Origin of the sequence: Kitasatospora sp. NPDC004799 (assembly GCF_040609095.1) — a bacterium.
Taxonomy (GTDB): domain Bacteria; phylum Actinomycetota; class Actinomycetes; order Streptomycetales; family Streptomycetaceae; genus Kitasatospora.
Window position 1 is genome coordinate 1 of sequence record NZ_JBEXJK010000476.1, and the last position, 6,053, is coordinate 6,053.

Consider the following 6,053-nt stretch of genomic DNA (forward strand, 5'->3'; position numbering starts at 1 on the left):
GAGCGCATGTACCGCACCGGTGACCTGGCCCGTTGGCGCGAGGACGGCACCCTGGACTACCTGGGCCGCACGGACGACCAGGTGAAGGTGCGCGGCTACCGCATCGAGCTGGGCGAGATCGAAGCCGCCGTCCTCGGCCGGCCGGGCGTGGCGCAGGCGGCCGTGATCGTCCGCGAGGACGTCCCGGGCGACAAGCGCATCGCCGCCTACCTCGTCCCCGCCGCCGACGCGACCGTGGACCCCGCCGCCCTGCGGGATGCGCTCGCGACGACGCTTCCCGACTACATGGTCCCGTCCGCGATCATGCTCCTGGACGAACTCCCGCTGACCGTCAACGGCAAGCTCGACCGTCGCGCCCTGCCCGCGCCGGACCGTGGGGCCCTGTCGGAGACGTCGTACCGTGCCCCGCGCACGGCCGACGAGGAACTGCTCTGCGAGGTCTTCGCGGAGGTCCTCGGGCTGGAGCGGGTGGGCATCGACGACAACTTCTTCGAGCTGGGCGGCCACTCCCTGCTCGCCGTCACCCTGGTCGAGCGGCTGCGCTCGCGCGGCCTCCAGGTCTCCGTCCGAGCGCTGTTCCAGGCCCCGACGCCCGCTGGCCTCGCGGCCGCCGACACCGGCCACGCCTTCGTCGTGCCCGAGAACCGCATCCCGGCCGACGCGACCGCGCTGACCCCGGACATGGTCACGCTGGCCGAGGTCACCGAGGACGATCTCGCGCGCATCGTCGAGCAGATCCCCGGCGGCGCCGCGAACATCGCCGACATCTACCCGCTGGCGCCGCTGCAGGAAGGCATCTTCTTCCACCACCTGCTCGACGCCGAGCAGGGCCGCGACGTCTACATCCTGCCGACGGTGCTCTCCTTCGACTCGCGCGAGCGCGTCGACGCCTTCGTGACCGCCCTGCAGGCGGTCGTCGACCGGCACGGCATCCTGCGGACGGCCGTTCTCTGGGAGAACCTGCCCCAGCCCCTTCAGATCGTCCTGCGCCGGGCCGTTCTGCCCGTCCACGAGGTCACGCTGTCCCGTGACTCCGAGGGCGACGCGGTGGCCCAGCTGTTGGTGGCGTGCCCGCCGTCGATGGACATCCGCCAGGCCCCCATGGTCGACCTGACGATTGCTCAGAAGCCCCACGGCGACGGTTGGTTGATGGCTCTGCGCAGCCACCACCTCACCCGCGACCACCAGGCCCTGGAAATCCTCTTCGACGAGGTGCGCGCCCACCTGGAGCACGAGGAGGACCGCCTGCCGGAGCCGGCGCCGTACCGCGACTTCGTCGCGCACGCCCGCCTGGCGGTCACGCCGGAGCAGCACCGCGCCTACTTCGAGCGCGCCCTCGGCGACGTCGAGGAGCCCACCGCGCCCTACGGCGTGCTGGACACCCACGGCGACGGCACAGACACCGGCGAGGCCATCGTCGAGCTGTCGGACAGCCTGGCGGAGCGGGTCCGCGAGCAGGCCCGGCGCCACGGCGTCAGCGCCGCCGCGTTCTTCCACCTCGCCTGGGCGCGTGTCGCCGCCGCCACGACCGGCCAGACCCACCCCGTCTTCGGCACCGTGCTGCTCGGCCGCATGGACGCCGGGGACACGGCGAGCCGCACCCCGGGCCTCTACATCAACACCCTGCCGATCCGGGTCGACGCGACCCGGCCGCTGGTGGCGGGCCTGAAGGCGGCGCAGCAGCAGCTGGGTGAGCTGCTGCGGCACGAGCACGCGCCGCTGACCCTCGCCCAGCAGGTGACCGGCGTCCCCGCCCAGAGCCCGCTGTTCACCTCCCTCCTCAACTACCGTCACAGCCTGCCCGGTTCTCACCCGGACCAGCAGGGTTCCTCGGCAAGCGGCACCGCGGGCATCGACATCGTGTACGCCTCCGAGCGGACCAACTACCCGTTGACGGTGTCGGTGGACGACACCGGTGTCGGGTTCCGGTTCACCGTGCAGGCGTGCGCGCCGATGGACTCCGACGTGGTCTGCGGCCTGCTCCGCACGGCCGTGGAGAACCTGGTCGGCGGGCTGGAGGAGGACTCCGCCGCCACGCTGGACCGGATCGCCGTCCTGGACGACGCGCAGCTCGACCAGCTGCTGACCGGTTGGAACGACACCGCGCGGGAGCTGCCGGCCACGACGCTGCCCGGGCTCTTCGAGGCCCAGGCCGCCCGGACGCCGGAGGCCACGGCCGTGGTGTTCGGCAGCGGCGCGGCGCGCGAGGTGCTGTCGTACGCGGAGCTGAACGAGCGGGCGAACCGCCTGGCCCACCTGCTGGTCGCCGAGGGCGTGGGCCCCGAGCACCTGGTGGCCGTCTGCCTGCCGCGCTCGACCGAGCTGGTCGTGTCGCTGCTGGCGATCGGCAAGGCCGGGGCGGCCTACCTGCCGCTGGACCCGGACTACCCGGACGACCGGCTGGCCTCCACCCTGGAGGACGGCCGTCCGACCGCCCTGGTCACCGACCGCGTGACGATGGACGAGGCCCTCGCGGCCGCAGCGGGCGTCCGGCGGATCGACCTGGACAGCCCGGAGACCGTCAACGCGCTCGCCGCGCAGGCGGTTTCGAACCCGGAGCGCCCGGGCCACCGCCCGGAGAGCCCGGCGTACGTCATCTACACCTCCGGTTCCACCGGCCGCCCCAAGGGCGTGGTGATCTCGCACCAGGGGATCGTCAACCGCCTCTCCTGGGGGCAGCAGGACTACCGGCTGACGCCGTCGGACCGGGTGCTGCAGAAGACGCCGGTCGGGTTCGACGTCTCGGTCTGGGAGTTCTTCTGGCCCCTGACCACGGGTGCGACCCTCGTGGTCGCGCGTCCGGACGGGCACCGCGACCCGGCGTACCTGGCGGAGGTGATCCGTGCGGAGGGCGTGACCGTCGCGCACTTCATCCCGTCGATGATGCAGGTGTTCCTGCTGGAGCCGGCCGCCCGGACCTGCTCCTCCCTGCGGGCGGTCTTCGCGAGCGGTGAGGCGCTGTCGCCGGAGCTGCGCGACGCGTTCCTGCGCGACATGGGCATCCCGCTGCACAACCTCTACGGCCCGACCGAGGTGTCCATCGAGGTCACCGCCTGGGACTGCGTGCCGGGCACGGCCACCGTCCCGATCGGTGGACCGGTCGGCAACACCCGGGCCTACGTGCTGGACGCGGCCCTGCGGCCGGTGCCGGCCGGTGTGGCGGGCGAGCTGTACATCGCGGGCGTCCAGCTGGCGCGCGGCTACCTCGACCGCCCGGGCCTGACGGCGGAGCGGTTCGTCGCCTGCCCGTTCGGCGAGGCGGGCGAGCGCATGTACCGCACCGGCGACCTGGCGCGCTGGCGCGAGGACGGCACGATCGACTACCTGGGCCGCACCGACGACCAGGTGAAGGTGCGCGGCTACCGCATCGAGCTGGGCGAGATCGAGGCCGGTCTGCTCGGTCAGCCGGGTGTCGCCCAGGCGGCCGTGGTCGTCCGCGAGGACGTCCCGGGCGACAAGCGCATCGCCGCCTACGTGGTGCCCTCCGCCGGTGCGCAGGTGGACACCGCCGAGCTGCGGGCCGGGCTGGGCGCCGTCCTGCCCGAGTACATGGTCCCGTCCGCGATCATGCTCCTGGACGCGCTGCCGCTGACCGTCAACGGCAAGCTCGACCGCCGGGCCCTCCCGGTCCCGGACCGGACGGAGCTGCTGGAGTCGTCCTACCGGGCGCCGCGCACCGCGGACGAGCAGCTGCTCAGCGAGGTGTTCGCCGACGTCCTGGGCCTGCCCCAGGTCGGCATCGACGACAACTTCTTCGAGCTGGGCGGCCACTCCCTCCTCGCCGTGACGCTGGTGGAGCGGCTGCGGGCGAGCGGTCTGCCGGTGTCGGTGAAGGCGCTGTTCCAGGCCCCGACCCCGGCGGCGCTGGCCGCCGTCGACGCCGGTCGGAGCTTCGTGGTGCCGGAGAACCGCATCCCGGCCGACGCGACCGCGCTGACCCCGGACATGGTCACGCTGGCCGAGCTGAGCCAGGCGGACCTGGACCACCTCGTGGAGCAGGTGCCGGGCGGTGCGGCCAACGTCGCGGACGTCTACCCGCTGGCGCCGCTGCAGGAGGGGATCTTCTTCCACCACCTGCTCGACGCCGACCAGGGCCGCGACGTCTACATCGTCCCGGTCGTCCTGGGCTTCGACTCGCGCGAGCGCATCGACGCCTTCGTGGCCGCGCTCCAGCACGTCGTCGACCGGCACGACATCCTGCGGACGGCCGTGCTGTGGGAGAACCTGCCCCAGCCGCTCCAGGTCGTCCTGCGGCAGGCCCCGGTGGCGATCGAGGAGGTCGCGCTCGCGGGCGGTGCCGACGCGGTGGCCGAGCTGCTGGCGGCCTGCCCGCCGTCGATGGACATCCGCCGCGCCCCGATGATGCAGCTCGTCGTCGCCCGGGACCCGGGCCAGGACCGCTGGTTGATGGCCCTGCAGAGCCACCACCTGATCCGCGACCACCAGGCGCTGGAGATCCTCTTCGACGAGGTGCGGGCGCACCTGGAGCAGGAGGAGGACCGCCTGCCGGAGCCGGCGCCGTACCGCGACTTCGTCGCGCACGCGCGCCTCGCGGTCACGGCCGACCAGCACCGCGCGTTCTTCGAGCGCGCGCTCGGCGAGGTGGAGGAGCCGACCGCGCCGTACGGCGTGCTCGACACCCACGGCGACGGCAGCGGGACCGGCGAGGCCGTGGCCGACCTGTCAGAGGAACTGGCTGGTCGCGTACGGGAGTTGGCGCGTCGCCACGGGGTGAGCGCGGCGGCGTTCTTCCACCTGGCGTGGGCGCGGGTCGCGGCGGCGACGACGGGCCAGACGCACCCGGTGTTCGGCACCGTGCTGTTCGGCCGGATGGACGCCGGGGACACGGCGAGCCGCACTCCCGGTCTGTACATCAACACCCTGCCGATCCGCATCGACGCCACCCAGTCGCTGCTGGCGGGGCTGAAGGTCACCCAGCAGCAGCTGGGCGAGCTGCTGCGGCACGAGCACGCGCCGCTGACCCTCGCCCAGCAGGCGACCGGCGTCCCGGCGCAGAGCCCGCTGTTCACCTCGCTCCTCAACTACCGCCACAGCCGGACGGCCGCCACGCACCGGACCGTCCTCGCCGGCGTCACCCCGCTGTTCGGGCAGGAGCGGACGAACTACCCGCTGACGGTGTCGGTGGACGACACCGGCGTCGGGTTCCGGCTCACGGTCCAGGCGTGCGCGCCGATGGACTCGGACGTGGTCTGCGGCCTGTTCGAGGCCCTGGTGGAGCGGCTCGCCGACGGGCTGGAGCACGAGCCCGACCTGACGCTGGACCGGGTCTCGGTCCTGGACGACGGGCAGCGGGAGTTGGTGCTGCGCGGGTGGAACGACACCGTGCGCGAGGTGCCGGTGGGGACGCTGCCGGGGCTGTTCGAGGCTCAGGTGGCTCGTACGCTGGATGCGGACGCGGTGGTGTTCGGTAGTGGTGCGGCGCGTGAGGTGGTGTCGTACGCGGAGTTGAACGAGCGGGCGAACCGGTTGGCGCATCTGCTGGTCGCCGAGGGTGTCGGGCCCGAGCACCTGGTGGCGGTGTGTCTGCCGCGCTCGGTGGAGCTGGTGGTGTCGTTGCTGGCGATCGAGAAGGCGGGTGCGGCGTATCTGCCGCTGGACCCGGACTACCCGGCGGAGCGTCTGGTCTCGACGTTGGAGGACGGCCGTCCGACGGTCCTGGTGACCGACAGTGTGACGATGGACGAGGCGCTGTCGGTCGGTGTCCGTCGGATCGACCTGGATGCTGCCGAGACTGTCAATGCCCTGAGCGTGCAGGCGGTTTCGAATCCGGTGCGTGTGGGCCACGGCCCGCAGAGTCCGGCGTACGTGATCTACACCTCCGGTTCCACGGGTCGCCCCAAGGGTGTGGTGGTGGCGCATGACGGTGTGGTGAACCGTCTGGCGTGGATGCACGAGGACTACGGCCTGACGGCGTCGGACCGGGTGCTGCAGAAGACTCCGGTCGGATTCGACGTCTCCGTCTGGGAGTTCTTCTGGCCCCTGACCACGGGCGCCACCCTGGTCGTGGCCCGTCCGGACGGGCACCGCGACCC

Annotated in this window: 1 protein-coding gene; it reads left to right on the plus strand. The window is 72.7% G+C overall.

Features of this window, described 5'->3' with window-relative positions:
- A partial coding sequence (locus tag ABZW03_RS35855) for an amino acid adenylation domain-containing protein (RefSeq protein ID WP_355268118.1) occupies positions 1 to 6,053 on the plus strand: 6,053 nt, incomplete at both ends.